Raw genomic sequence first — 25,662 nt, 5'->3', positions numbered from 1 at the left:
CTATTGGAACAGCCTGATCGGGTTGACCACGTCGGCGGTGACGGTCAGCAGCATGTAGCCAACCACCACGATCAAGATTACGTAGGTTGCCGGCATCAGCTTGAGATAGTTCACCGGCGCCGCGGCCACCAGCCCGCGTGCCGACCGGATCATGTTGCGGATCTTTTCGAACACCGCGATCGCGATGTGCCCACCGTCGAACGGCAGCAACGGCACCAGGTTCAGCGCGCCCAGGATGAAGTTCAGCTGCGCCAAAAAGAACCAGAACGCCACCCACACCCCGGCCTCGACGGTGTCCCCGCCGATGATGGACGCCCCGACCACGCTGATCGGGGTTTCCGGGTCGCGCACTTCGTTCCGGTGGCTGATCGAGTGCACCAGGGCGCCGACCTTGGTCGGGATGGCGGCCAGCGACTTGCCCAGCAGCACCGACAGGTCACCGGTGAAGGTGAACGTGGCCGGCACGGCGGTGAGCACGTTGTAGTGGGTGGGGCCGAACTGCGCGGCACCCACCCCGATCGCGCCGACGGTGGACGGCCCGGTGGCCGCGCCGTCCTTGGTGGGGATCCAGCGCTGGGTGGGGGTCACGGCGACGTACTTGGTCATCGTGGTGCCGTCGCGCTCGACGACGATCGGCACCGTGCCGTGCTGTTTGCGCACCGCGGCGGCCATCTCCTCGAAGGTGGACACCTCGGTGTCGCCGACCTTGACCACCACGTCGCCGGGGCGGATCCCGGCGCTGGCCGCCGGGCCGGAACCCGTGCACTTCCCCACTTCGCCCTTGGCGACTTCGGGTGCGACACACGCGGTTTCGCCGATGACGGCGGAGGTGGGCGGGTTCAGGTTGGGCAGGCCCCAGATCACCGCGATCACATAGATCAACGCCAGGCCGATGACGAAGTTCATCCCCGGCCCGGCGGCCAGCACCGCAACCCGTTTCCAGGTTTCCTGCTTGTACATGGCGCGGTCAACCTCGTCGGGCGCCAGCTCCTCGACCGCGGTCATCCCGGCGATGTCGCAGAAGCCGCCCAGCGGGGCCGCCTTGAGCCCGTACTCGGTGTCGCCGCGCCGGGTCGACCACAGCGTTGGGCCGAAGCCGACGAAGTAGCGCCGCACCTTCATCCCGGTAGCGCGGGCCACCCACATGTGGCCGCACTCGTGCAGCGCCACCGACACCAGGATGGCCAGCGCGAACAGCGCGATGCCGATGCCAAACATCATCCGGTGTGGACACCCTCCTGTGCGGTGACGCGACGCGCCCGTTCCCGAGCCCAGCGCTGCGCGTCAAGTACGTCATCCACGGTAGCGGGTTGCGCGGCCCACTGGTCTGCGGCGTGCAGCACATCGGCGATGGTGCGCACGATGGCGGGGAAGCCGATCCGGCCCGCCAGGAACGCCTCGGCCGCCTCTTCGTTGGCCGCGTTGTACACCGCGGTCAGGCAGCCACCGGCCCGCCCGGCGTGTCGGGCCAGCTCCACGGCCGGAAACACCTCGGCGTCCAGCGGCTCAAACTCCCAGGTGGAGGCGGTGCTGAAGTCACAGGCCGGGGCCGCCAGGGGCACCCGTTCCGGCCAGCCCAGCGCCAACGCGATCGGCAGCCGCATATCCGGGGGGCTGGCTTGGGCGATCGTCGAACCGTCGGTGAAGGTGACCATCGAATGCACGATGGACTGTGGGTGCACGACGACCTCGATGCGGTCATAGGGCACCGAAAACAGCAGGTGCGTTTCGATGAGCTCGAGGCCCTTGTTGACCAGCGACGCCGAGTTCAGGGTGTTCATCGGGCCCATCGACCAGGTTGGATGCGCGCCGGCTTGTTCGGGGGTGACGTGCTCCAGGTCGGCGGCTTTCCAGCCGCGGAACGGGCCGCCGGAGGCGGTGAGCACGATCTTGGCGACCTCGTCGGCGGTGCCGCCGCGCAGGCACTGCGCCATCGCCGAATGCTCGGAGTCCACCGGCACGATCTGGCCGGGCGCCGCGGACGCCAACACCAGCGGGCCCCCGGCCACCAGGGACTCCTTATTGGCCAGGGCCAGCGTCGCACCGGTGTCCAGCGCGGCCAGGGTGGGTTGCAGCCCCCACGCCCCCACCAGCGCATTGAGCACCACGTCGGCGCCGGTGTCGTGCACCAGCCGGGTGACGGCGTCGGGGCCGCGGTAGGGGACGTCGAGGGCGTCGGCGGCGTGCTCGTCGGTGACGGCGATGTTGGTCACCCCGGTCTCGGCGCGCTGCTGCGCGATCAGGTCGGGGCGCCCGCCGCCGGCGGCCAGCCCGACCACCTCGAAGCGGTCCGGGTTGGCGGCGATGACCTGCAGCGCCTGGGTGCCGATCGAGCCGGTGGAACCCAGGATCAGCACGCGGCGGCGGTTGGTCACCTGCTCATTGTGCCCCGCTCAGGCTTGCTGCGGCGCTCCGGCATAGTCGCCGAACGCCCACAAGTTGCCCTCCGGATCACGCACCGCGAACTCGCGGGCGCCGTAGTCGGTGTCGGCCAGGGGTCGCACGATGTCGGCCTTGCGTTGCAGCACCCGTTCGTAGAGCGCGTCGGGGTCGCTGGTGACGACGTAGCCGCCGGCGGTGCCCGGTTCCCGGGACCAGTCGGTGCCGGGTCTGTGGCTGCCCATCATGATGGCGCCGGTGCCTTCGGGCCAGTTCAGCTGGGCATGATCGACGACGTCGCCCTCGCCGTAGCGGGCCGTGAGAACGAAGCCGAAGGTGTCGACGTAGTAGTCGATGAGTTTGGGCGCGTTATGCGCCCGCAGGGTCAACCAGACGGTCGGATTCGAATTGGTCATGGTTCGACTCTGACCCGCAGGCATCGGCACCGTCTTGAATGTTTCGGAACCGCCACCGCGCCGGCGCTGGTCGTTACTCGTCGTGGCCGACGAAAATGCTCCGCTGATGGCCGCCGTCGTGAATGTTCTGGAACTCTTCGGCCAGCCAGGCTCGCGGCGGCACACCGGCGAACCGAACGAACTCGCGGGTCAGATGGGCTTGGTCGGCGTATCCGGCCTCGGCGGCGATGCCGGCCAGGTCGACCGGCCGCTGCCGGCGTACCGCGTCGGCAATCCGGGCGGCCGCGTATTCGAAGCGCATCAGCATCGCGACCGTTTTTGGGCCCCGACCCACTTCGCAGCGAAACAGCGTGGTCAGATGCCGCGCGCTCACGCCGACCCGCTCGGCGAGCGCACCCACCGGGGCCCGGCCCCGGCTGCGTTCCAGCAGGCGCCAGGCGTAGGCCACCTCGGGGCGCACAGTCACCCCGTCGCGCCGTTGGCGGGCGTCCACCAGGTAGTTCGCCACCAGCGCGAAGACATCCGGCCACCGGTGTGCTTCGGTGGTCCGTTCGTGGAGTTGCGTCGCCGCGCGGCCCAGCACCGGGGCGGCGTCGAAGTCGGTCACGCTGAGTTCGGCGGCGGGCACCCCGAACAGCGCGCGCGCCGCCAACGGGTGCACCGCCATCTGCACGCCGGCTTGGCCGCGGCGCTGCCGCACATGGCTGGCCTGCACGTGCAGCCCACCCAGGATGATCGGATTCGGCCGGGCGGCCGGCAGTGCGTCGGCGGTGTCCGCGGCTTCCACCCCGTCGTCGAGGCTGACGATGAACGTCAACCTCGACGACGGCATGCCCCGGTGAACGGCGGGCTCGGGCACCTCAAGGGCGCGGTAGCCCACCATCGACGTCACACCGGGCGCGCTGTGCGGCGGCGCGACGGCGAAGTCCGAGATCCGCGCGTCGGTGGCCATCAAATTCCACGGTAATCCCAGCGCGGCGCGGCCAGCGGCGATCCGAAAGGCTTTGCCGTGGGGCGCCAAACGCGTTGTCACTAAATGGCTTCACGCTCGTATCAGTTCCATCAAGCACCACTGCTGTCGCTTGAGCCACTGCCGCAACTGGCCTTAACTCGACCTCCGCGGCCCAGGCAATCACCGCAGATGCAACCAAACCGTCCCAGATGAGTCTCAGATGAGGAGAACCATGACGTTGACCAAGCACCCTGCCACCCTGACCGCGAGCGTGGCCGCGGGATTGTTCTTGGCCATGGCCGCACCGCACCCCACCGCGGCGGCCGACCCGACGCCGCCGCCGGGTCCGGACACCAGCAACGCGGACGAGACCGCCGCCTTGGAGCAGTCCGTCGCCGCCGAAGAGGTCCAGGTCGAAAAGCTCAATGCCGCGCAGATACTCGAGAACAGCGCGTCGGCCCTGAACTCCTTCCCGTCGCTGTTCCCCGAGACACCGGTGGCCATGCTGGAAACCACCGCCACCGTGCTCTCCGCGGTGGGACTGGCGGGATAGCGGGTCGAGGGCGCCTCGGCGGTGGCCGGCGGGTGTGCCAGAATGGCGGCAACGTTGCCAGTGCAAGCCAATAGGAGCAAACGTGGTCAGTACCGAAGTGGAGCGCCACACCGGGGTGGACACCGCCGACGTGCCGTCCGCGGAGTGGGGCTGGAGCAAGATCAACCACCGCACCTGGCACTTCGTCGGTCTGGGGATCGTGGGCTTCCTGCTGTTGATGCTGCGCGGCAACCACGTCGGCCACATCGAGGACTGGTTCCTGATCTCGTTCGCGGCGTTGTCGCTGTTCGTCGTGGTGCGCGACGTGTGGGGTCGGCGCCGCGGCTGGATCCGCTAAGCCTCGGCGGCTAATTGTCCGCAGGCGGCGGCGATCTCGCGGCCGCGGGTATCACGCACCGTGCAGGACACGCCGTGGGCGCGGACCCGGCGCACAAACTCCCGCTCCACCGGCTTGGGGCTGGCGTCCCAGTCGCTGCCCGGGGTTGGGTTCAGCGGGATCAGGTTGACGTGCACCAGCTGCCCGAGCGCACCGTGCAGCCGCTTGCCCAGGAGATCGGCCCGCCAGGGCTGATCGTTGACGTCGCGGATCAGTGCGTATTCCACCGACACCCGGCGACCGGTCCCCGCGGCGTAGTAGCGGGCCGCGTCCAGCGCCTCGGCGATCTTCCACCGGTTGTTCACCGGCACCAAGGTGTCACGCAGTTCATCGTCGGGGGCGTGCAGCGACAGCGCCAACGTCACCCCGAGACGCTCGTCGGCGAGCTTGCGGATCGCCGGGGCCAGCCCGACCGTCGACACCGTCACCGCCCGCGCGGAGATGCCGAAACCGGCCGGTTCGGTGATCCGGCGCACCGCGGCCAGCACCCGCGCGTAGTTGGCCAGCGGCTCCCCCATCCCCATGAACACGATGTTGGACAGCCGACCATGGTCGCGGTCGCGCAATTCGACCGCCGCCGCGCGCACCTGTTCGACGATCTCGGCGGTTGACAGGTTACGGGTCAAGCCGCCCTGCCCGGTGGCGCAAAACGGGCAGGCCATCCCGCAGCCGGCCTGCGACGAGATGCACACCGTGTTGCGCCGCGGGTAGCGCATCAGCACCGACTCGAAGCTGGTGCCGTCGACGGCCCGCCACACCATCTTGCGGGTCTGACCGGCGTCGCATTCGATCTCGCGGGTCGCGGTCAGCAGCGTCGGGAACAACGCGTCGGCGACCGAGGCGCGCACCGCGGCCGGCAGGTCGGTCATCTGCTGCGGGTCAGCGATCAGCCGGCCGTAGTACTGGTGGGCAAGCTGCTTGGCGCGAAACGCCGGCAAGCCCAGCTCGGACACCGCGGCCGCGCACCCGGTCGCGTCCAGATCGGCCAAATGCCGCGGCGGTAGTGCCCGCCGCGGCGCCTCAAACACCAGCTGCTGTTTCATGTCCGGTCCAGTATGGGCCGTCGGCGCCGCCGTTCCGAACCCAGCGGCCCGACACGATCTTAAATATTCTTTACTAAACCCTTATTTTTCTTATTTTCTGGGGTAGGGTCGGCACGATGACCGAGTCACACAAACACGCTGTCGTCCTGGGCGCCGGCATGGCCGGGCTGCTGGCCGCCCGGGCGCTGTCGGAGTCCTACCCGCGGGTCACCCTGGTCGAGCGGGACAGGTTGCCCAACGCCCCGGTGCACCGGCGCGGGATCCCGCAGGGGCGCCACCTGCACAGCATGCTGAGTCGCGGCTGGCAGATCCTCGAGGAGCTGTTTCCGGGGTTTCTCGACGAGCTCGTCGCCGACGGTGCCCAGGTCATCGACGACGGCGACCTGTCCCGCATCTACGTGCGCCTGGGCCGGTATGGGTTGAACCGCACCCAGCGGGTCGCCGACCCGGCGGCGCTGGTCGTCCACCTGGCGAGCCGGCCGTTTTTGGAGTTCCACCTGCGACGCCGGGTCGCCGCCCTGGGCGGGATCCGGTTCCTCGACGGCCATGACGTGGTCGCGCCGATCGCCGCGACGGCCGACCGGGTGACCGGCGTGCGGGTGGTCGACCGCGCCACCGGTACCGAATCCGCGCTGCACGCCGACCTGGTGGTCGACGCGATGGGTCGCGCCGCGCGCACCCCGGCCTTCCTCGACGACCTGGGCTATGGCCGTCCCGCCGAACAGCGCGCCGCGGCCCCGGGCACGTATTTCTCCCAGCTGCTGCGCGTCCCGGACGGCATGATCGACGAGAAGATGGTGCTGGTCCGCCCCGGGCGGGGCCTGCCGATCGGTGGCCTGCTGGCGTATGAGCACGGCTCCTGGATGCTGACCGTCGGCCAGCTGGGCATCGATCCCGAGCCGCCCGCCGACCTGGCCGGCATGCTCGCGCTGGCCGAGCAGTTCGCGCCGCCGTCGATTCTGGCGGGCCTGCGCGCCGCGGAACCCCTCGGCGAGGTGGCCGTCACCCGGCTCCCGGCCGGGGCCTGGCGCCGCTACGACCGGATGCCGCGTTTCCCGGCGGGTCTGGTGGTCATCGGGGACGCACTGTGCAGCTTCAACCCGATCCACGGCCAGGGCATGGCGATGGCGGCGCTGCAAGCCGCTGCGCTGCGCGACCAGCTGCGCGGCGGCGACCGCCACCTGCCGCAGCGATTTTTCCGCGCCGCCGCCGGGCTCATCGGCCCGGTGTGGGCGATGAATCAGGCCAGCGACCGGGCGCAGGCCCCCCACCAGGCACGTCGCTCACTGCCCGCGCGGCTGCGGAGTTGGACCACCAACCAGGCGCTGCGGGCCGCCGAGCACGACATTGTGCTCACCGAACGGCTCTATCGGGTGACCAGCCTGGTGGATCCGCCCACCCGGCTGCAGGACCCGTCGCTGATAGCGCGGGTGCTCGTCGGCAATCTGCGGCGCCGCTGCACCCGCGGGTCAGGACAGCAGGGTCAGCACGATCCACGTCGTCGCGGCGGCCGGCAGCAGGCCGTCGAGCCGATCCATTAGCCCGCCGTGTCCAGGTAGCAGCCGACCCATGTCCTTGATGCCGAGGTCGCGTTTGATCTGGGATTCCACCAGGTCGCCAAGTGTACCGGTAACCACCAGCAACACCCCCAGCGGCACCCCCACCAGCCAGGGGGATTTTCCCGGCAGCAGGAACGCCACCGCCAGTGCCGTCCCGGTGACGCCGAACAGCAACGAACCGGCCAGCCCCTCCCACGACTTTTTCGGGCTGATCGCCGGGGCAATCGGATGCTTGCCGAACAGCACGCCCGCGGTATATCCGCCGACGTCGGAGAGCACGACGGCGACCAGCAGGCAGAACACCCGCGCCGCGCCGTTCTGCTGGAAAACCAGCAGCACGGAAAAGCTTATGCACAACGGCACCCAGGCGGCGAGGAAGATCGTGGCCGACATGTCGCGGAGATAGTTGACCGGGGTGTGCGACAACCCCTGGTTGACCAACCGCCAGATCATGCACACCACGACGGTGGCGCCGAAAGCACCCAGCATTCCCTTGGCGCCGGACAGCCAGGCCAGCCACACCATCGCCTGCCCCCCGGCCAGCAGCGGCAGGAACGGCACGTCGTAGCCGGCTTCCCGCAACCGTCGGGTCACCTCGTGGGTGGCCAACGGGGCGGCTACCGCGATGATCACCACCCACAGGTCCCGGCGGAACACCAGCGTGCCCACCAGCATCCCGGCCAGTAGCGCCCCGACGATGATCGCGGCGGGCAGGTTGCGCCCGGCCCGCGACCCCTTCTTAGCCTGCTGCGCCGGGCTCGGCTCGTCGGCTGGGGTGCCGGCCGCGCCGGTCTCAGTGTCTGCCACGGATATTGATTGCTGCGCGGCCATTAGACCTCCAGCAGCTCGCCTTCCTTGTGTTTGACCAGCTCGTCGATCTGGCTGACGTACTGCTGGGTGGTCTTGTCCAGATCCTTTTCCGCCCGGCCGACCTCGTCCTCCCCGGCGTCACCGTCTTTGCGGATCCGGTGCAGTTCCTCCATCGCTTTACGACGGATGTTGCGCACCGAGACCTTGGCGTCCTCCCCCTTGGCCTTGGCCTGCTTGACCAGTTCCTTGCGCCGTTCCTCGGTCAGCTGCGGCACCGCCACCCGGATCAGCGTGCCGTCATTGCTGGGGTTGACGCCCAGATCGGAGTTGCGGATCGCGGTCTCGATCGCGTGCAGTTGCGCCGCTTCGTACGGTTTGATGACCACCAGCCGCGCCTCGGGGACGTTGATGCTGGCCAGCTGGGTGATCGGGGTGGTCGCGCCGTAGTAGTCGATGACAATCCGGGAGAACATGCCCGGGTTGGCCCGGCCGGTGCGGATGGTCGCCAAATCGTCCCGCGCCACCGATACGGCCTTTTCCATTTTCTCTTCGGCGTCGAAGAGAGCCTCGTCAATCATCTGCGCCGCTCCTTCTCATCGCTTCGCTCTGCATCGTCGCCGGCGGCCACGGCATGCGCGGTCAGGTGGTGACCAGTGTTCCGATCTTCTCACCTGCGACCGCCCGCGCGATATTGCCGTCGGTGAGCAGGTTGAACACCAGGATCGGCATGCCATTGTCCATGCACAGGCTAAAGGCGGTGGCGTCGGCCACCCGCAGCCCACGGTCGATGACTTCGCGGTGGCTGATCGCGGTGAGCAGTTCGGCGTCGGGGTTCACCCGCGGATCCTCGGCGAACACCCCGTCGACGGCCTTGGCCATCAACACCACGTCGGCGCCGATCTCCAGGGCCCGCTGGGCGGCGGTGGTGTCGGTGGAGAAGTACGGCAACCCCATGCCGGCACCGAAGATCACCACCCGCCCCTTCTCCAGGTGGCGTTGCGCGCGCAGCGGGATGTAGGGCTCGGCCACCTGCCCCATGGTGATGGCGGTCTGGACCCGGGTGACGATCCCTTCCTTTTCCAGAAAGTCTTGCAGCGCAAGGCTGTTCATCACGGTGCCGAGCATCCCCATGTAGTCCGAGCGCATCCGATCCATGCCGCGCTCCTGCAGCTGGGCGCCGCGGAAGAAGTTGCCGCCGCCGATCACGACGGCCACCTGCACCCCGTCGCGCACCACCTCGGCGATCTGGCGGGCCACCTGCGCGACCACATCGGGATCCAGCCCGACCTGTCCCCCGCCGAACATCTCGCCGCCGAGCTTGAGCAAAACTCGGGTGTACTTGGGGCGACCCGGCGGGGGGACGGCCTGACCGCCGCCGGTGCTGGTCGGCTCCGTCATCAGGCTCCTCAGGCTCCACGGTCCTCGCATGACAGCGCCATCGCAGGCAATCACCCACGACGGCAGGCTCTATCCTGCCTCATCATGCGGGCCGGGGAATGCCCGGGGTGTGGCGTCAGCCCAGATGCGCCGACAGCAGCCAGGCCGGCACCGACTTGCGCCCGTTGCCCTCGTCGCGCAGATCCACCACCGGGAACTCGGCGGGCCGCTCGTCGGGGAAGTTGGCGTGAATGCGGGCCGGGCGGATCTCGTCGATCACCCAGTACTTGGACACCACCGCACGCAACTCGTCTTCGGTGACCGGGTTGGGGCCAGGACTGTCCGGCATCCCGGCTCGGTCGAAGACCAGCACGAAATACGACGCCCCGGGTGCGGCGGCGCGCACGATCGACTGCTGATAGCCGTCCCGCAGCTCGACCGGCATCGAGTGGAACAGGGTGGAATCGATGATGGTGTCGAACCGGCCTTCGGAACCGGTCGGATAGCTGGTGAAGTCGGTGATGTCGGCGACCGCGAACGCGGCGTTGGTCAGCCCGCGTTTGGCCGCCTCGGCCTTGGCCAGCTCGATCGCGGTGGGTGAGGCGTCGAGCCCGACGGTGGTGTGGCCGCGTTCGGCCAGATACAGCGACACGGCGGCCTCACCGCAGCCGGCGTCGAGGACGTCGCCGTGGACCTTGCCCTGCGCGATCAGGGCGGCGATTTCGGGCTGCGGTTCGCCGATGCTCCACGGCGGGCGTTGGCCCGGCCCAAATTGCGGGGCGTCGCCGCGGTAGGCCGGATCGAAATCGAAATCAAACTTCTGCGCTTCGGTCATGCCATCGGTTGTATCAACCTGCCTGATATATGTCAAGATGGTTGATGTGGGAGAGACCGACAACGCGCCGCTCGGCTATTTGCTGCACCGGGTCGGGGCCGCGCTGCGCCCGGAGGTGGCCGCGGCGCTGCGACCGCTGAACCTGTCGCTGGCCGAATTTGTCTGCATGCGAATGCTTTCCCTGCGGCCGGGGGTATCCAGCGCGGAACTGTCCCGGCTAGGCAATGTCACTCCGCAGGCGATGAACACCGTGTTGCGGCGACTGGAAGAGCTGGGCGCGGTATCGCGGCCCGCGTCGGTGCCATCCGGGCGGGCGCTACCGGCGACGCTGACCCGCGACGGTAAGGCGTTGCTGAAACGCGCCGAGGCCGCGGTGTCGGTGGCCGACGGCCGGATCCTGGCCAAGCTGAGCAGCGCCGAGCAGCGCGAGTTCCGCCGGATGCTGGAGTTGGTCGGCTCCGATCAGGATTCCTGCGACGTGCTGGCCTGAATACGGGCCCACGGCCGGGCCTCTTCGAGTTCGTAGGCCAATGCCAGCAGCCGGGCTTCCGCGCCGCGCTCGGCGGCGAACATCATCCCCTGCGGCAGCCCGGCGGCGGTGCGGGCCAACGGCAGCGAGATCGCCGGATCGCCGGTGGCGTTCTGCAGCGGGGTGAACGCGACCCAGTCCATCAGCCGGTCGATGATCTGCTGATAATCCGCGGTCGGGTCCAGGTGCCCGACCCGCGGGGTCTCGGTGGCGACCGTCGGCGTCAGCAGCGCGTCGTAACTGCGGAAGAACCGTGCGCTGCGCCGACCCGATGCGCCCAACCGGGCGACGGCCAGCGGCAACCGGTGCAGGTGACGGACGGCGTGACGGTCTAGTCCCAGCGTGAGGTTATCGAGCTTGCTGCGGTCGAACGTCGGGCCGAACATCTGGCGGCCCCGGCGCACCAGCGCCGTCGCGAGAAACGCCCAGTACAGCAGGAAGTCGTCGGCGAAATAGGCCGGCACCGGCGGGTTCTCGATGTGCTCGACCCGGTGGCCGAGCTCCTCCAACAACGCCGCGGTCTTCAACGTCAGCTCGCGCACCTCGGGACTGGCATCGCGGCCGACCGACCGTGTGACGACGGCAATCGTCAAGCGTCGCTTGCTGGGGCCGGTGACGTCGCCGACGGCCGGCAGCTTGCGGTTGCGCCAGGTGCGCTCGGTCTCGCGGTAGAACGCCGCGGTGTCGCGCACCGAGCGGGTCACCACGCCGTTGTAGACGATGCGCACCGGCATCTGCCGAAAGTCCTTGTCCAGCGGCAACCGGCCGCGGGACGGCTTGAGGCCCACCAGGCCGTTGACGGCCGCCGGAATCCGAATCGACCCGCCACCGTCGTTGGCGTGCGCGATCGGCACCACGCCCGCGGCCACGAACGCCGCCGAGCCCGACGACGACGCGCCGGCGGTGTAGTCGGTGTTCCACGGGTTGCGCACCGGGCCGAGCCGGGGATGCTCGGCGGCCGCGGAGAATCCGAACTCGCTGAGCTGGGTTTTGCCCAGCGGGTTGAGCCCGGTGGACAGGTACAGCCGGGCGAACTCACCATCGGCGGCGGCCGGGTGTGGATCCCACGCGTCGGTGCCCTGCATGGTCGGCATGCCCGCGACGTCGACGTTGTCTTTGATAAACGTCGGAACCCCGTCGAAGTACCCGCCGTGCGGACGGACGGCGCCGGCCCGCGCCCGGGCCCGGTCGAAGGCCGGGTAGGCCAGCCCGTTCAGCTTCGGGTTGACCGCCTCCAGTCGGGCGATCGCCGCCTCGACAACGTCGGATCGCGAGACCGCGCCGGTTTTGATGGCCTCGGTCAGCGCGACCGCGTCGAGGTCACCGAGGGCGTCGTCACCGAAGGCGTGCACAGGTGGCATGCACCGACGCTAGCAAGAAGTCCGCCCTCATCGCCGAACGTGCGTCCAGGGCGGAAAATCGAGCCGAATCCCGCCGTGGACGCACGTTCGGCGCGCAGGCGTTAGGCCTGGCCGACCTCAAACCGGACGAAGCGGGTCACCGTGACCCCGGCCTCGTCGAGCAGTGCCTTGACGGTCTTCTTCGAGTCGGACACCGACGCCTGCTCCAGCAGCACGGTGTCCTTGAAGAAGCCGTTGACCCGGCCCTCGACGATCTTGGGCAACGCCTGCTCGGGCTTGCCCTCTTCCTTGGCGGTCTCCTCGGCGATGCGCCGCTCGTTGGCCACCACGTCGGCGGGCACGTCGTCGCGGGACAGGTACTTGGCCTTGAGCGCGGCGATCTGCAGCGCGACCGCGTGGGCGGCCTCGGTGCTTGCGCCTTCGTACTCGACCAGCACCCCCACCGCCGGCGGCAGGTCCGACGCCCGCTTGTGCAGGTAGGTCTCCACGGTGCCGTCGAAGTAGGCGGCTCGGCGCAGCTCCAGCTTCTCGCCGATCTTGGCCGACAGCTCCGCGATCGCTTGCTCGACGGTCTTATCGCCGGCCTTCGCGGCCTTGAGGGCGTCGACGTCGGCGGCCTTGGAGGCCGCGGCCGCCGCCACGATGTCGGCGGCCAGCTGCTGGAATTCGGCGTTTTTGGCGACGAAGTCGGTTTCGGAGTTCAGCTCGATCAGGGCGCCGTCCTTGGCGGCGACCAGGCCCTCGGCGGTGGCCCGCTCGGCGCGCTTGCCGACGTCCTTGGCGCCCTTGATCCGCAGCACCTCGACGGCCTTGTCGAAGTCGCCGTCCGATTCGGCCAACGCGTTCTTGCAGTCGAGCATGCCGGCGCCGGTCAACTCCCGAAGCCGCTTGACGTCGGCGGCGGTGAAGTTCGCCAATGTTCCAGCCTTCCTTACGATGCGTCAGTGGTGGTGTCGGTGGTGGTCTCGGTGCCGGCCGCCGGGGTTGCCGAAGCCAGCAGCTCCTGCTCCCATTCGGCCAGCGGCTCGGCCGACTCGGCTTCGGGCTTGCCTTCGCCGTTACCGAGGCCGGCGCGGGCCTGCAGCCCTTCGGCCACCGCCGAGGCGATCACCTTGGTCAGCAGCGCCGCCGAGCGGATCGCGTCGTCGTTGCCCGGGATCGGGTAGTCGACCAGGTCCGGGTCGCAGTTGGTGTCCAGGATCGCGATCACCGGGATGCCCAGTTTGCGGGCCTCGCCGACGGCGATGTGCTCCTTGTTGGTGTCGACCACCCAGACCGCCGACGGCACCTTGTTCATGTCGCGGATACCGCCGAGGCTGCGCTCCAGCTTGTTCTTCTCGCGGGTCAGGCCCAAGATCTCTTTCTTGGTGCGCCCCTCGAAGCCGCCGGTCTGCTCCATGGCTTCAAGTTCCTTGAGGCGCTGCAGCCGCTTGTGCACGGTGGAGAAGTTGGTGAGCATGCCGCCCAGCCAGCGCTGGTTGACATACGGCATGCCGACCCGGGTCGCCTCGGCGGCGATGGATTCCTGCGCCTGCTTCTTGGTGCCGACGAACAGCACCGACCCGCCGTGGGCGACGGTTTCCTTGACGAACTCGTACGCCTTGTCGATGAAGGTCAGCGTCTGCTGCAGGTCGATGATGTAGATGCCGTTGCGGTCGGTGAAGATGAACCGCTTCATCTTGGGGTTCCACCGGCGGGTCTGATGCCCGAAGTGGGTGCCGCTATCCAGCAGCTGTTTCATGGTGACTACGGCCATGCTTATGCCTTTTTGTGTGTCGGTTGTCGCCCGGCGTCGGGTGAGGCCGGGCCCTGGTGCCTGCTGAGATACCGAAACCCTTATCCAAGGGACCGTCCGGCATCCGGTTGTGGCGCAGACACGCGAAGTCAGCCCGCTTGCACGAGCTGCGGGATGTGAGTTTACACGCTCGGAGCAGGTGCTTTGTCCACAGCGCTGACTGGCCGCGGGGCCGGGCGCGCATTGCACTGGGCAGATGCGCTGCACGCTGGTCATCCTGCTCACCGGTCTGGTGTGCGCGGCACCCGCCCGCGGGGAGGCGGTGCGGCTGGCTTGGCCGTTGCGGCCCCGCCCGGCGGTGCTGCGGACATTTGACGCCCCGACCCCAAATTGGACCCCCGGACACCGCGGGGTGGACCTGGCCGGGGCCGTTGACCAGCCGGTATATGCCGCCGGTGGCGGAACGGTGGTGTACGCCGGGCCGCTGGCCGGGCGGCCGGTGGTGGCGATCGCGCATCCCGGCGGATTGCACACCAGTTATGAGCCGGTGCGGGCGAGCGTGCGGGTCGGTCAGCGGGTGGGCGCCGGGGCGGTGCTCGGCTTGTTGGTGGCCGGGCATCCGGGTTGTGCGGGGGCGTGCCTGCACTGGGGGGCGATGTGGGGGCCGGCGTCGCGCGCCGACTACGTCGACCCGCTGGGGTTGCTGGCGTCGACGCCGATTCGGCTCAAACCGCTGGGCGGGTGAGGCGTGGGACACTACCAATGTGCCGGAACAGACGCCGATCGTGACCGCTCAAGTCGAGCCGCCCGGCCGGTTGCTGACCATCGCCGAGTACACGGAACTCGGTGCGGATGACCGCTACCGCTGGGAACTGCAAGAGGGCAACCTGGTGATGTCGCCGTCACCGTCACCCGATCACATGCTCGCGTCATATGAACTGTGCGGCCAGCTGAAGACCCAGTTCCCGGACGAGGTCGTGGTGATTCAGGACGTTGATATCGATCTGCAGCTCGATCGCGGGGACCAACCCGGCACGTCGCGGCGTCCCGATCTGGTGGTGGTCAAGCGGGCCGCAGTGCAGCGGGTCCGGGCCGAGGGCGGCCTGCTACGTGCCTCCGAGGTGGTGTTGGTGATTGAGATCGTGTCGCCTGGGTCGCGGCGCACGGATTACGTGATCAAGCGCGCCGAGTACGCCGATGCTGGTATCCCCCACTACTGGATCGTGGATCTGCAGCCAACGGACGCGGTGAGCCTGCGGGCCTGCCGGAGGACGGACGGACCCGGTTACGTCGATGACGGCAACGCAATCAGCTCCTACAGCACAGAGACGCCGTATCCGGTCACAATCAACCTGGAGACGATCAGCAGTTTGCTGGCCTAAACAAGGGGCGGCATTGAGATTGCGTCGAGGGCAGCGGTCTTCGCGAAATCCACGACCCGGTGCGCAATCTCAACGCGAGGGCACCCTCACGCCCGGGGGTGGGCCTGGTCGTGGACCGCCCGCAGCCGGGCCACCGTGACGTGGGTGTAGAGCTGGGTGGTGGCCAGGCTGGTGTGCCCCAGCAGCTCCTGCACGATCCGCAGATCCGCCCCGCCCTCCAGCAGATGCGTTGCCGCACTGTGCCGCAGCCCGTGCGGCCCCATGTGGGGGGCGCCGTCCACGGCGGCGACGGTTTGGTGCACGACGGTGCGGGCCTGTCGCGGATCCAGCCGGCGACCCCGCACCCCCAGCAGCAGCGCGGGCCCGGAGTCGCCGACGGCCAGCGCGGGACGCCCGTCGGCCAGCCACGCCCGCAACGCCTCGCCGGCCGGCTCGCCGAACGGCACGGTGCGCTGCTTGTTGCCCTTGCCCAGCACCCGCAGCAGCCGGTGTCCGCTCTCCACGTCATCGACGTCTAGGCCACACAACTCCGAGACCCGAATACCGGTGGCGTACAGCAACTCCACGATCAGCCGGTCCCGCAACGCCAAGGGGTCACCCTGTTGCGCACCGGATTTCGCGGCGGCCATGGCGTCCATCGCCTGGTCCTGGCGCAGCACCGCGGGCAGGGTCCGCCGGGCCTTGGGCAGCTGCAGCCGCACCGCCGGATCCGAAGCCAACAGGCCGCGTCGGGTCGCCCAGGCGGTGAACGTTTTGACCGCCGAGATGCGGCGCGCCAACGTGGTGCGGGCCGCGCCGGCGCCGGCCTGCGCGGCCAGCCAGGACCGCAGCAGCGGCAGGCTCAACCCGGCCAGGCCGGCCTCCGGGGACCGCTCGGCCACAAACGCGAACAGCGAGCGCAAATCGCCCAGGTAGGCGCGCCGGGTGTGCTCGGACCGGCCCCGCTGCAGATCGAGGTAGTCGTCGAACTCGGCCAGGATCGCGTCCACCGTTTCACGGTCGCAGACCCGACCCGGGTGCCTTACTCGACGCGCCGCAGCGTGTCCGGGGTGAGATCTTTCAGCGTCGGATAGCCGTCGACGGCCATGATCAGGTCGGCCTCGGCCAGCAGCGAGCGCAGCACGTGCACCACACCGTCGACCCCGCCCAGCGCCAGACCGTAGGCGTACGGACGGCCGACACCGACCGCGGTGGCCCCCAGCGCCAGGGCCTTGATGATGTCGGCGCCGCTGCGAACACCGGAGTCGAACAGCACCGGCAGCCCGTCGGCGGCCTCCACCACGGCGGGCAGACAGTCCAGCGCGGGCAGCCCGCCGTTGGCCTGCCGGCCGCCGTGGGTGGAGCAGTAGATGCCGTCCACCCCGCCGTCCTTGGCGCGGCGCGCATCGTCGGGGTGACAAATGCCTTTGATGATCAGCGGCAGGTCGGTCAGCGACCGCAGCCACGGCAGGTCGTCCCAGGTCAGCGGGTTGCCGAAGGTTTGCACCCAGCCCAGCACGGCGGCCTGCGGGTTCTCCTCCGGCGGTTGGGCCAGCCCGGCCCGAAACACCGGGTCGGACGTGTAGTTGGCCAAGCAATGCCCGCGCAGTTGCGGAAAGTTCGCCGTGGATAGGTCGCGGGGCCGCCAGCCGGGCACCCAAGTGTCCAGCGTGACCACGATGGCCTTGTACCCGGCGGCCTCGGCGCGCCCCACCAGGCTGGCGGCCAGGTCGCGGTCTTTGGGCGTGTACAGCTGGAAGAACCCGGGGGTGTCACCGAATTCGGCGGCGACGTCCTCCAACGGGTCGGCGGTCAGCGTCGACACCATCATCGGCACCCCGGTGGCCGCGGCGGCGCGCGCGGTGGCCACGTCGCCGTGGCCGTCCTGGGCGCAGATACCGATCACCCCGATCGGCGCCATAAACACCGGCGACGGCAGCCGCATCCCGAACAACTCCACCGACAGGTCGCGCTCAGCGGCGCCGACGAACATCCGCGGGATCAGCCCCCAACGGCCGAATGCGGCGACGTTGGACCCCTGGGTGTGTTCATCCCCGGCGCCCCCGGCCACATACGACCACACCGACGGCGGCATCGCGGCGGCGGCCTTGGCCTCCAGGTCGGCGTAGACCATCGGCAGCGCGGGGGTGACCCCGGCCAGGCCCTGCAGGTAGATCTCGAACTGGTAGTCGCCGAAGGCCATGGCTCAGCCCGCCGAGGCTTCCGCGGCGGCCAGTTCCTTCTTCCACTGCCGAAACGTCTCCTCGGTGCGGCCACGCCGCCAGTAGCCGGAGATCGACGCCCACTTGGCGTCCACGCCGCGGTCCTTGCGGATATACGGCCGCAGGTTGTGCATCACCGCTTGCGCCTCCCCGTGGATGAACACCTGAACCTGGCCGGGCAGCCACTGAGCGGTGGTGACCGCCTCGATCAGCGGGGCGTGGTCCCCGGCCCGGTCGTTGCCGACCAGGTCGGCGCGCCCGCCGCGGTAGATCCAATTGAGCTGCACCCCATCGGGCACCGGCAACGCGATCTCGTGTTCCGGCCCGGCGACCTCGATGAAGACCTTGCCGATGGCGGTGGCCGGCAAGGCTTCTACCGCGACGGCGATGGCCGGGAGCGCGCTCTCGTCACCGGCCAGCAGGTGCCAGTCGGCGGCCGGGTCGGGCGCGTAGGCGCCGCTGGGACCCATCAGGTAGACGGGCTGACCTGGTTGGGCGGTGGCCGCCCATTTTCCGGCGGTGCCGTGGTCGCCGTGCACCACCACGTCGATGCTGAGTTCGCGGGCCACCGGGTCGGCGCGGCGCACCGTCAACGTGCGGATGACCGGACGCTGCTCGTCGGGCAGCGCGTCGAAGCTGTCCAGGGTCAACGGGTGGGCCAGCGCGCCGACGTCGACGTCGTCACCGACGAATACCAGCTTGACGTAGGAGTCGGTGAACCCGCTGGGGACGAAGGTGGCAAAGCCGGCGCCGCCCAGCACCACCCGAACCATATGCGGTGCGAGTTGCTCGGTGCGCAGCACTTCGAAGGTGTGCACTGGTCGACCCGCCACGGTACCTCCTGCCTTAGGTCAGCTGCCCTCGCCGACTATACGAGGTACGCCGGTGCAACAGGCCGCTACCGAGGCACACGCACGATGCGCCACCGGCCGTCGTGCCGCTGGGCCAGCCCGGCCACCTCCAGCATCGCCAACGGCGCCAGCACCGCGGTGGGCACCAGCCCGCAGGCCACCGCGATCTGGTCGACGGTGGCCGCGCCGCGGCCGGGTAACGCCTCGTAGACCCGCCGCTCGGCGTCACCGAGGCCGTCCAGCGGGGTGGCGGGCCGAGCGGGTTCGTCGGCCAACTCCCCCATCCGGCCGGCCAGCTCCACCACTTCCTCGGCGCGGGTGACCAGCTCGGCGCCGCCGCGCAGCAGCGCGTGACAACCCGCCGAGGCCGCCGAGGTCACCGGGCCGGGCACCGCGGCGACCACCCGGCCCAGGGTGCGCGCCCACGCCGCGGTGTTCGCCGCGCCGCTGCGCAGCCCGGCCTCCACCACCACCGTCGCGCCCGCCAACGCGGCCACCATCCGGTTGCGGGTCAAAAACCGGTGCCGGTAGGGGCGCACCCCCGGCGGGTACTCGCTGACCAGCAAGCCGTGTTGCCCGATGCGGTGCAGCAACGCGGAATGCCCTGCCGGGTAGGGAACGTCGATCCCGCCGGCCAGCACCGCCACGGTGTGCCCGTCGGACGCCAACGTCGCGCGGTGGGCGGCCCCGTCGATGCCGAACGCCCCGCCCGAGACCACGGCGACGTCGCGTTCGACCAGCCCGGCGGCCAGATCGGCGGACACCTGCTCGCCGTAGCCGGTGGCAGCCCGGGTTCCGACGATCGCGGCGGCGCGCTGCGCGATCTCGTCAAGGCGTGCCGGCCCCAGCGCCCACAACACCAGCGGGGGCCGGCACTGCGGTTTGGCCCGCGCCGCGGCGCCGCCGAACGCGGCGAACGCCAGCACCGGCCATTCGGCATCATCCGGGGTGATCAACCGGCCGCCGCGCCGCTCCAGCAACGCGAGATCCTCTGCGGCCCGGTCGATCTCGCTTCTGGCTTTGGTGTGTTGCGCGACCCCGGCATCGACTTGCCCGCACCGGACCCGCTCGGCGGCCTCCACCGGGCCGACCCGCTTGACCAGCGCGGCAAGCTCCGGACAGGGCGGTTCGGCCACCCGCGACAGGTACGCCCAAGCCCGCAACGTGTCGGCGGCGCTCATCACGACGCCTCCGGGTGCCGGAAGCTCAACGCGGTGGCCACCTCGTCGAACCCCGGGGAGATCCGACCGGCGAGGTCGGCCAGCGTCCACGCGACCCGCAGCGTGCGGTCGATGCCGCGGACGGACAGCAACCCACGATCGACCGCGGTGCGCAGCGGCGCCATCGCCGCCTGGGTGAGCCCGAAGTTGCGCCGCAACACCGCGCCGCTGACCTCGGCGTTGGTGCGGTATCCGTGCGGCTGCCAACGCTGGGCGGCGGCGGCGCGGGCCATCGCCACCCGGCGGCGCACCCGCATCGTCGACTCCCCGTCCGTCGCGGCAAACGCACCCGCACGCACCGGATGCATCTGGACCCGCAGATCCACCCGGTCCAGCAGCGGACCCGACAATCGACCCAGGTAGCGCCGCTTTTCCATCGGTTTGCACATGCACTCGCGCGGGTCGGGTTGCGCACACGGGCACAGGTTGGCGGCCAGCACCAGCTGGAACCGGGCCGGGTAGCACGCCACCCCGTCGCGGCGGGCGAGCCGAATTGTCCCGTCCTCCAACGGTGTTCGCAACGCCTCCAGGGCGCTGACCCGGATTTCGGCGCACTCATCGAGAAACAACACCCCCCGGTGGGCCCGGCTCACCGCGCCCGGCCGGGCCATCCCGGAACCACCGCCGACCAACGCCGCCACCGTGGAGCTGTGATGCGGTGCGACGAACGGTGGGCGGGTGATCAATGGCGTGGCCTGCGACAGCAACCCGGCCACCGAGTGGATCGCCGTCACCTCCAGCGACTCAGTCTCGGTCAACGGTGGCAATAGACCCGGAAGGCGTTGGGCCAGCATTGTTTTGCCGACCCCGGGTGGTCCGGTCAGCATCAGGTGGTGCGCCCCGGCCGCCGCCACTTCCACGGCGAACCGGGCCTGCGCCTGGCCCACCACGTCGGCCAGGTCCGCCGTCGGCTCCGGCACCGGGGGCTCCGCGGGGATCCGCCCGGCGGCCGGTGCCGCCCCGTCCAACCACGCGCGCAGGTGACGCAGGGTGTGCACCCCGTTGACCTCGATACCGTCGACCAGGCTGGCCTCGGCGAGGTTGGCCACCGGAACCACCACCGCCGGCCAGCCGTCGTGTTTGGCCGCCAGCACCGCGGGCAGCACGCCATGCACGGGCCGAACCCGGCCGTCTAACGCCAGCTCCCCGAGTAACACCGTGCTGCGCAACCGCTCCCAGGGATTTTTCCGGTCCGCCGAGAGCACCGCCGCGGCCAGCGCCAGGTCGTAGACGCTGCCCATCTTGGGCAAGGTGGCCGGCGACAGCGCCAGGGTGAGCCGCGACATCGGCCAGCTGTGACCGCAGTTGGTGATCGCCGCCCGCACCCGGTCGCGCGACTCCTGCAGCGCGGCATCCGGCAGCCCCACCAGATGCACACCGGGCAGACCCGAGGTGATGTCGGCCTCGATCTCCACGATCTCGCCGTCCAACCCGCGCACCGCCACCGAAAACGCCCGGCCCAACGCCATCAGCCCACCCCTTTCAGGTGGCTGATCTCCGGGGTGGGGCAGCGCCCGATCCGCACCCGGATCACGTCGATGCGGACCCCGGCCCAGTACCGGTCTTGGCTGGACAACCACACCGTGGCCAGCCGGCGCAGCCGCCGCAGCTTCTGGTCGGTCACCGCCTCGGCCAGGCCGCCAAAGCCGTCCCCGGTGCGGGTCTTGACCTCCACGAACACCGCCGTGTCCGACGCCGGATCGACGGCGATCAGATCCAGCTCGCCGTACCGGCAGCGCCAGTTACGGGCCAGGATCCGTAACCCGCGACCGGTCAGGTAATCTGCGGCCAGCTGTTCGCCGAGTGCCCCCAGCTCGGTGCGCGTCCACGTCGTCATGCGCCCAGGATCGGCGACCCCGGCGACCGGCACGCGTCGTCAGAGGCCGGAAAAGCCCGCCAGGCGGCCGGTTATCCCCAGTTCGGCCTTCATCCACGGCGGCCCGAGAGATGCCGCCCGGCCCAAGTCAGAAGGTTCGGAGTTCCGAACTAGGACGCCCGGCCAAGAGAAGTTCGACCGCCTCGGTAATATGAATAAGACTGTCCCAAAACATGATTCAGATTTGTATCGGGAGTCGCGGACACTGTGCCGGCAGGTAGCGTACTTTCGCGATGAGCGATGCCGGCGCGACCGCCCCGCCGAACGGATGCCTCAACTGTGCGCCGGATGGGTGCAGCGCGGGCCGGGCTCAGCGCCCATCAACTGATCCGATCGGTCGGCGTCGAGCCCGCAACCGCCCCACGACTCGTCACCCTCGCCCAGCGGAGGCGAGCAGCCTGCGGACCTTAAGCCAACGCCAACAGCCATGAGTGACAGCACACAAAATTGATTCGGTCGGGTACTGGCGCCGCATTCTTATACATGCTAACCTGCGCGGTAGGCGATGGAGCACCGCCTTTAAATGCCGACCCGGCTAATGGCTTCTACCCCGGAACGAAGGATCACGTGGTAGAAAGCGGGCGGTCGGCAGTGTTTGTGTTCTCATCTCACGATCCCATTTCTTCGCGCGGGACAGACCGACTGGGCTTGGTCGGCAGAAAGCATCAGCCAGTCTGGTCACAACGAAGAGTTCCTTCTGTACCCGACCGCCGGCCGGTGAGTCCCTCCGAAATCGCGCTGACACCCACGCACCGCATTCGCACTGTGCCGACATTGACTGTGATGCGCATGTTTGATACGCCGACAAGCGTTAGAAGGGGAATCGCGGGGCGTCGTAGAACGCCTGGGTCGACTTCGCAATCTCTGGCGATGTTTATCGATTCTTTTTGGCCGGCAGGGATTTCCATATCTCTCGTTGTCACAAAACCGGAAATGCTGTCAGCGGCTGCCGTTGATCTGCAGGCGATTGGCTCTGCGTTGGAATACCAGGGACGGGTTGGCCAGATCAGCCCCGTCGGGCTGAGCGGTAGCACGGTCGCGGCCAACACGAACCTCGGCCACGCGAAAGCACTCGGTGCTCTGTCTGGTCCTCCCGGCCGGACCACCACCGGCCCCTGCGCCTGGCTGCCTCGCCGCTGCCGATCACCCGCACCAACATTGCGTCGCAGACGTTGACGGGCACCGGCGCTACCACAGGGAATCTCGACCGCCGACGAATTCGCCGAAGAAAAACGGCGTTTGCTCAGCCACTAACACAACACCGCTAGCTAGACCAGGAGAGATCATGCCTACGCGTTTTATGACCGATCCGCACCAGATGCGGGCCATGGCGGGCCGCTTCGATGTGCACGCCCAAACCGTCGAAGACGAGGCCCGCAAGATGTGGGCGTCCTCGACCAACATCACCGGAGCCGGCTGGGGCGGGACCGCCGCCAACACCTCCTACGACACCATGGGCCAAATGCAAACCGCCTTCCGCAACATCGTCAACATGCTGCACGGCGTACGCGACGGCCTAATCCGCGACGCCAACAACTACGAACAACAAGAAGCCGCCTCCCAGACCGCGCTCAGCAGCTAAGGAGCCACGACATGAGCATCAACTACCAATTCGGCGACGTCGACGCCCACGGCGCACTGATCAAAGCCCAAGCCGCCTCCCTGGAAGCCGAACACCAAGCCATCATCGCCGACGTGCTCGCCGCCGGCGACTTCTGGGGCGGCTCCGGCTCGGTGGCCTGCCAAGAATTCATCACCCAGTTGGGCCGCAACTTCCAAGTCATCTACGAACAAGCCGCCACCCACGGCAACAAAGTCCAAACCGCCGGCGGCAACATGGCCTCCACCGACGGCGCCGTCTCCGCCAGCTGGGCCTAGTCTGGAGCGGTGCGACTACGAGCGGCATGCACACGACTAAGAATCCTGGGAAGATCAGGGCACCGCGATGTACGTTCTAACCGTCAAAAATTTCGCGGACACCGGCACGGGACGAGCGGACACGGTGTCGATTTTCGACAGCTACGATGCTGCGTGCGCGGCCGCCGAGGCAACTGCTGGCGTGGACCATCTCACCGTCAGCACGCGGTATCGGAAGTCGGGCAAAAACGCGGTCCTCGCTCGCGGCGCATTTGTCGACTGTAACGGGGTGGCGCTGTTCGGGTTCCGCATCGCCCATGAGCCGTAACGGGCAGGGCTAAGGGCGTTTCGAGACGCTCCGCGCGATGCCGAGGTCGCCAAAACCCCTACACCTACACCGCGTTCGCCTCTGCCGAACAGCCGGTGACCACCCTGATTCGAACTGGCGGGCATGGCCGAAAGTCAGTCAGGACCCAAGCGTGTGGGCGCGTTCACGTGCCCACTGCTCGTCTATGCGGGTTATACGACGAACCTCCACCACGAACCACAGCGTTCCGGCGACCGTGGCGAGTACGGCGACGAGCACCGTCGTGGAGAGCCATTCGTAATGTCGATAGGCAGCCACCGCCGCAGTGGTGATCAGCGAACCCAGAGCGAGGGCGAACAGAATCAGCCCGGGCCACGAGAGGTTGTCTTTGATCGCGATACCCGCGTGGGGCTGGGTGGTCCGCGAATGATCCGTCGGATCGTGATGAGTGTCGCCCATTTCATCTCTCCCTCGCGCGATGCTTACTGCCAGGCGGGGCAGCCTCATCGTGGAAAGCCACCTCAGGCAGCAAAATTGTCCCAATCGTCGTCACCAGCCACACGACGACCGCGGCGGCTATCCAGGACGTCACGCCGTGGATACTGAGTTGGTGAGTCACTGCTGACGCGACACCCATCGCGATGAACGTCAACGCCAATCCGCTGCCTCCCAACAGCAGTGAGGCGTATCCGTGGGGCAGCTTGGTTACCAACACTGACAGGGCCGTCTGCGATCCTGTGAACACAGCCAGGGCGACGACGAGCCCCGTCGGCGATACCGAAACACCAGGAACCACCCACGCCCCCACCAACATTCCGACCGCCCACGATCCCAGAAGCACAACGCCCCGCGAAGCCACTGCCCTCATGGCAGCAGGCGCCCCCATCGTTGGATGCATCGCATGATCCATGCCGCCCCCTCACCTGGTCGATGCGGCGTTTGCAGCGTTGGTTTGTGTACGCGTGCGAGTCATTAACGACGCGTGGGGCAATCGCCACGCGCAACTCAGCCGCAGAACTCTGGCGCCAAGAAGCACAACGGACGTCGACGCGAAGTACCACTGCCGTGGGAGTAGCGCGGGGAGATCGAACTGAAGTTCGCCCACCATCTGCCGCTCACCTGCCTTCTACCGTGAGTCCATTCCTCGGGTAGAAGCCATCAGCTCAAGTGCAGCGGTTTACGGCGGGCTTCATCGCCTAAAACGCAATGATACCTGAGGCAAACGTGTCCGCGAGCATGCTTTTCGCAATTTTTGGCGTGTCATGGTGGAGTGCACGCCGGCCGCCCGCCTCAATGAGTCTGTGCGGACAGCTCAACGGGTGCTGGTGATGCTCGCGCCAGGGGTACGGTCTTCCACCCTCACGTACTTGGCCAGCGCCAAGGTCCTGGACGCGCATACCGGGACAACTGCAGTGCCGCTGACCCGTTGACTTATGGGCTCGACTCGCTGGTCGCGAATCGGCTAATGTGGTTGATGGCGGCTATCCTGGCCGTGGTACCAGTTGACCATGGATGGCCGTGCGGCGGTGGGGCCCGCCGCGGCGAATTGCGGTCTTAGGTCCGCCAACGGTCCCTACTCGGTGATGTCGTCACGAGTAGGAGACAGGTGCTGTGAAAGCACTCGGACGTGATCTCAATTTTCAATGCGGCCGCTACCGATCCATTCATCCGCTTGACGCAGAGAAGCGCCCGGTGCCCCGGGTGTCCATGCACAGTCTCAGCGGTCTGCGTTTCGAATCACGCCGAACCGGCCTGCGGCCGACGACAACGAGTTCTTCTCGCCCCAAGCGTGGGCGCCGCCCACGGCGTGGCGCGAACCGCGACGGAACCGAGGCGGCATGACCGAAACCCCTACGCCCCGATCGTTAGCGCCGCTGCTGCCGGGCGGTGAGCCGGTTGAGTCGCTGCTACGCGGCGCGCAGTTCTTCACCGCGGGAACGCCCACCCCGGACCACCGCGAGGTACACCGTCGCGGCGGGCGGGCGGCCGAGGAGTTCTACCGGGAGCGGTGGCGGCACGGCAAGGTGGTGCGCTCCACCCACG

Annotated in this window: 29 protein-coding genes and 1 riboswitch; of the genes, 10 read left to right on the top strand and 19 right to left on the bottom strand. The window is 68.7% G+C overall.

The genetic code is table 11. The annotated features are described in order from the left end of the window. The 4 genes from ACAG26_RS13085 to ACAG26_RS13070 form a co-directional block, all read right to left on the bottom strand. Positions 1-1,221 carry an RIP metalloprotease gene (locus ACAG26_RS13085; RefSeq protein ID WP_370482817.1) on the bottom strand — a complete coding sequence of 407 codons (1,221 nt, stop codon included), beginning with the start codon at positions 1,219-1,221 and terminating at the stop codon, positions 1-3. Then, positions 1,218-2,375 (bottom strand): 1-deoxy-D-xylulose-5-phosphate reductoisomerase, encoded by a 1,158-nt coding sequence (dxr, locus tag ACAG26_RS13080; RefSeq protein WP_370482815.1) that lies wholly within the window; start codon positions 2,373-2,375, stop codon positions 1,218-1,220. The genes ACAG26_RS13085 and dxr overlap by 4 nt, the downstream gene beginning before the upstream one ends. 18 nt (positions 2,376-2,393) lie before the next feature. Continuing rightward, positions 2,394-2,795 (bottom strand): VOC family protein, encoded by a 402-nt coding sequence (locus ACAG26_RS13075; protein ID WP_370482813.1) that lies wholly within the window; start codon positions 2,793-2,795, stop codon positions 2,394-2,396. Between the two features lie 73 nt (positions 2,796-2,868). Further along, positions 2,869-3,750 carry a helix-turn-helix domain-containing protein gene (locus ACAG26_RS13070; protein WP_370483089.1) on the bottom strand — a complete coding sequence of 294 codons (882 nt, stop codon included), beginning with the start codon at positions 3,748-3,750 and terminating at the stop codon, positions 2,869-2,871. Positions 3,751-3,979: 229 nt separating this feature from the next. Between ACAG26_RS13070 and ACAG26_RS13065 the strand changes: the two genes are divergently transcribed. After that, positions 3,980-4,300 (top strand): hypothetical protein, encoded by a 321-nt coding sequence (locus tag ACAG26_RS13065; protein WP_370482811.1) that lies wholly within the window; start codon positions 3,980-3,982, stop codon positions 4,298-4,300. Between the two features lie 82 nt (positions 4,301-4,382). Further along, positions 4,383-4,637 carry a DUF2631 domain-containing protein gene (locus ACAG26_RS13060; protein WP_370482809.1) on the top strand — a complete coding sequence of 85 codons (255 nt, stop codon included), beginning with the start codon at positions 4,383-4,385 and terminating at the stop codon, positions 4,635-4,637. Here the strand turns inward: ACAG26_RS13060 and rlmN are convergent. Next, the gene (gene rlmN, locus ACAG26_RS13055; protein ID WP_370482807.1) at positions 4,634-5,719 is read right to left on the bottom strand and encodes a 23S rRNA (adenine(2503)-C(2))-methyltransferase RlmN; all 1,086 of its coding nucleotides are present in this window, start codon (positions 5,717-5,719) and stop codon (positions 4,634-4,636) included. The genes ACAG26_RS13060 and rlmN overlap by 4 nt on opposite strands. 116 nt (positions 5,720-5,835) lie before the next feature. Here rlmN and ACAG26_RS13050 point away from each other — a divergent pair, with 116 nt between their 5' ends. After that, positions 5,836-7,260: an FAD-dependent oxidoreductase gene (locus tag ACAG26_RS13050; RefSeq protein ID WP_370482805.1), complete on the top strand. Its 1,425-nt coding sequence runs from the start codon at positions 5,836-5,838 to the stop codon at positions 7,258-7,260. Here ACAG26_RS13050 and ACAG26_RS13045 read toward each other — a convergent pair. From ACAG26_RS13045 to ACAG26_RS13030, 4 genes are all read right to left on the bottom strand, one after another. Continuing rightward, positions 7,189-8,109 (bottom strand): phosphatidate cytidylyltransferase, encoded by a 921-nt coding sequence (locus tag ACAG26_RS13045; protein WP_370482803.1) that lies wholly within the window; start codon positions 8,107-8,109, stop codon positions 7,189-7,191. The genes ACAG26_RS13050 and ACAG26_RS13045 overlap by 72 nt on opposite strands. Beyond that, on the bottom strand, positions 8,109-8,666 hold the full coding sequence (gene frr, locus ACAG26_RS13040) for a ribosome recycling factor (RefSeq protein ID WP_071028093.1): 558 nt from the start codon (positions 8,664-8,666) through the stop codon (positions 8,109-8,111). Before frr ends, ACAG26_RS13045 begins: the two co-directional genes overlap by 1 nt. A 61-nt stretch (positions 8,667-8,727) precedes the next feature. Then, positions 8,728-9,516, bottom strand: coding sequence for a UMP kinase (gene pyrH, locus ACAG26_RS13035; protein ID WP_370482800.1), 789 nt, complete (start codon positions 9,514-9,516; stop codon positions 8,728-8,730). 85 nt (positions 9,517-9,601) lie between these two features. Then, positions 9,602-10,300 carry a class I SAM-dependent methyltransferase gene (locus tag ACAG26_RS13030; protein WP_370482798.1) on the bottom strand — a complete coding sequence of 233 codons (699 nt, stop codon included), beginning with the start codon at positions 10,298-10,300 and terminating at the stop codon, positions 9,602-9,604. 46 nt (positions 10,301-10,346) lie between these two features. On the opposite strand from ACAG26_RS13030, the gene ACAG26_RS13025 reads away from it, so the two are divergent. Beyond that, entirely contained in the window at positions 10,347-10,790 is a 444-nt protein-coding gene (locus tag ACAG26_RS13025; protein WP_370482796.1) for a MarR family winged helix-turn-helix transcriptional regulator, read from the top strand. On the opposite strand, the gene ACAG26_RS13020 is transcribed toward ACAG26_RS13025, so the two are convergent. From ACAG26_RS13020 to rpsB, 3 genes are all read right to left on the bottom strand, one after another. Further along, positions 10,763-12,190: an amidase gene (locus ACAG26_RS13020; protein ID WP_370482794.1), complete on the bottom strand. Its 1,428-nt coding sequence runs from the start codon at positions 12,188-12,190 to the stop codon at positions 10,763-10,765. The genes ACAG26_RS13025 and ACAG26_RS13020 overlap by 28 nt on opposite strands. Before the next feature lie 101 nt (positions 12,191-12,291). After that, on the bottom strand, positions 12,292-13,107 hold the full coding sequence (tsf, locus tag ACAG26_RS13015; protein ID WP_370482792.1) for a translation elongation factor Ts: 816 nt from the start codon (positions 13,105-13,107) through the stop codon (positions 12,292-12,294). A gap of 14 nt (positions 13,108-13,121) precedes the next feature. Beyond that, positions 13,122-13,946, bottom strand: coding sequence for a 30S ribosomal protein S2 (rpsB, locus tag ACAG26_RS13010; protein ID WP_370482789.1), 825 nt, complete (start codon positions 13,944-13,946; stop codon positions 13,122-13,124). Positions 13,947-14,181: 235 nt separating this feature from the next. On the opposite strand from rpsB, the gene ACAG26_RS13005 reads away from it, so the two are divergent. Continuing rightward, positions 14,182-14,670, top strand: coding sequence for a M23 family metallopeptidase (locus ACAG26_RS13005; protein WP_370482783.1), 489 nt, complete (start codon positions 14,182-14,184; stop codon positions 14,668-14,670). Positions 14,671-14,689: 19 nt separating this feature from the next. After that, positions 14,690-15,307, top strand: coding sequence for a Uma2 family endonuclease (locus ACAG26_RS13000; protein WP_370482779.1), 618 nt, complete (start codon positions 14,690-14,692; stop codon positions 15,305-15,307). An 86-nt stretch (positions 15,308-15,393) separates the two neighbouring features. On the opposite strand, the gene ACAG26_RS12995 is transcribed toward ACAG26_RS13000, so the two are convergent. The 6 genes from ACAG26_RS12995 to ACAG26_RS12970 all read right to left on the bottom strand — a co-directional run bounded on the left by ACAG26_RS12995 (position 15,394) and on the right by ACAG26_RS12970 (position 21,416). Beyond that, positions 15,394-16,296, bottom strand: a complete 903-nt coding sequence (locus ACAG26_RS12995) for a tyrosine recombinase XerC (RefSeq protein WP_370482775.1) — start codon at positions 16,294-16,296, stop codon at positions 15,394-15,396. A 32-nt stretch (positions 16,297-16,328) separates the two neighbouring features. Further along, a complete protein-coding gene (locus tag ACAG26_RS12990) occupies positions 16,329-17,489 on the bottom strand; it encodes a lactate 2-monooxygenase (RefSeq protein ID WP_370482774.1) in 1,161 nt (386 codons plus the stop codon). 3 nt (positions 17,490-17,492) lie between these two features. Beyond that, the gene (locus ACAG26_RS12985) at positions 17,493-18,341 is read right to left on the bottom strand and encodes a siderophore-interacting protein (RefSeq protein WP_370482772.1); all 849 of its coding nucleotides are present in this window, start codon (positions 18,339-18,341) and stop codon (positions 17,493-17,495) included. Positions 18,342-18,406: 65 nt separating this feature from the next. Next, entirely contained in the window at positions 18,407-19,540 is a 1,134-nt protein-coding gene (dprA, locus tag ACAG26_RS12980; RefSeq protein WP_370482770.1) for a DNA-processing protein DprA, read from the bottom strand. Beyond that, entirely contained in the window at positions 19,540-21,048 is a 1,509-nt protein-coding gene (locus ACAG26_RS12975) for a YifB family Mg chelatase-like AAA ATPase (RefSeq protein WP_370482768.1), read from the bottom strand. The genes dprA and ACAG26_RS12975 overlap by 1 nt, the downstream gene beginning before the upstream one ends. Then, positions 21,048-21,416, bottom strand: coding sequence for a YraN family protein (locus ACAG26_RS12970; protein ID WP_370482767.1), 369 nt, complete (start codon positions 21,414-21,416; stop codon positions 21,048-21,050). The genes ACAG26_RS12975 and ACAG26_RS12970 overlap by 1 nt, the downstream gene beginning before the upstream one ends. 1,324 nt (positions 21,417-22,740) lie before the next feature. On the opposite strand from ACAG26_RS12970, the gene ACAG26_RS12965 reads away from it, so the two are divergent. From ACAG26_RS12965 to ACAG26_RS12955, 3 genes are all read left to right on the top strand, one after another. After that, positions 22,741-23,037: a WXG100 family type VII secretion target gene (locus ACAG26_RS12965; RefSeq protein ID WP_071023654.1), complete on the top strand. Its 297-nt coding sequence runs from the start codon at positions 22,741-22,743 to the stop codon at positions 23,035-23,037. A gap of 11 nt (positions 23,038-23,048) precedes the next feature. After that, positions 23,049-23,333, top strand: a complete 285-nt coding sequence (locus ACAG26_RS12960; protein ID WP_071025891.1) for a WXG100 family type VII secretion target — start codon at positions 23,049-23,051, stop codon at positions 23,331-23,333. Positions 23,334-23,457: 124 nt separating this feature from the next. Continuing rightward, positions 23,458-23,640: a hypothetical protein gene (locus tag ACAG26_RS12955; RefSeq protein ID WP_370482764.1), complete on the top strand. Its 183-nt coding sequence runs from the start codon at positions 23,458-23,460 to the stop codon at positions 23,638-23,640. A gap of 138 nt (positions 23,641-23,778) precedes the next feature. Here ACAG26_RS12955 and usfY read toward each other — a convergent pair whose 3' ends face one another. After that, positions 23,779-24,078, bottom strand: coding sequence for a protein UsfY (usfY, locus tag ACAG26_RS12950; protein WP_370482763.1), 300 nt, complete (start codon positions 24,076-24,078; stop codon positions 23,779-23,781). 683 nt (positions 24,079-24,761) lie between these two features. Next, positions 24,762-24,825, bottom strand: a riboswitch (Fluoride riboswitch). Between the two features lie 632 nt (positions 24,826-25,457). On the opposite strand from usfY, the gene ACAG26_RS12945 reads away from it, so the two are divergent. After that, positions 25,458-25,662: hypothetical protein (locus ACAG26_RS12945; protein ID WP_370482760.1), on the top strand; the 205-nt coding region annotated here is incomplete at its 3' end.

It is taken from the genome of Mycobacterium sp. pUA109, assembly GCF_041287095.1.
Classification (GTDB): Bacteria; Actinomycetota; Actinomycetes; order Mycobacteriales; family Mycobacteriaceae; genus Mycobacterium.
The sequence above is the reverse complement of the archived record's forward strand: the minus strand, read 5'-3'. Positions and strand labels throughout refer to the sequence as shown.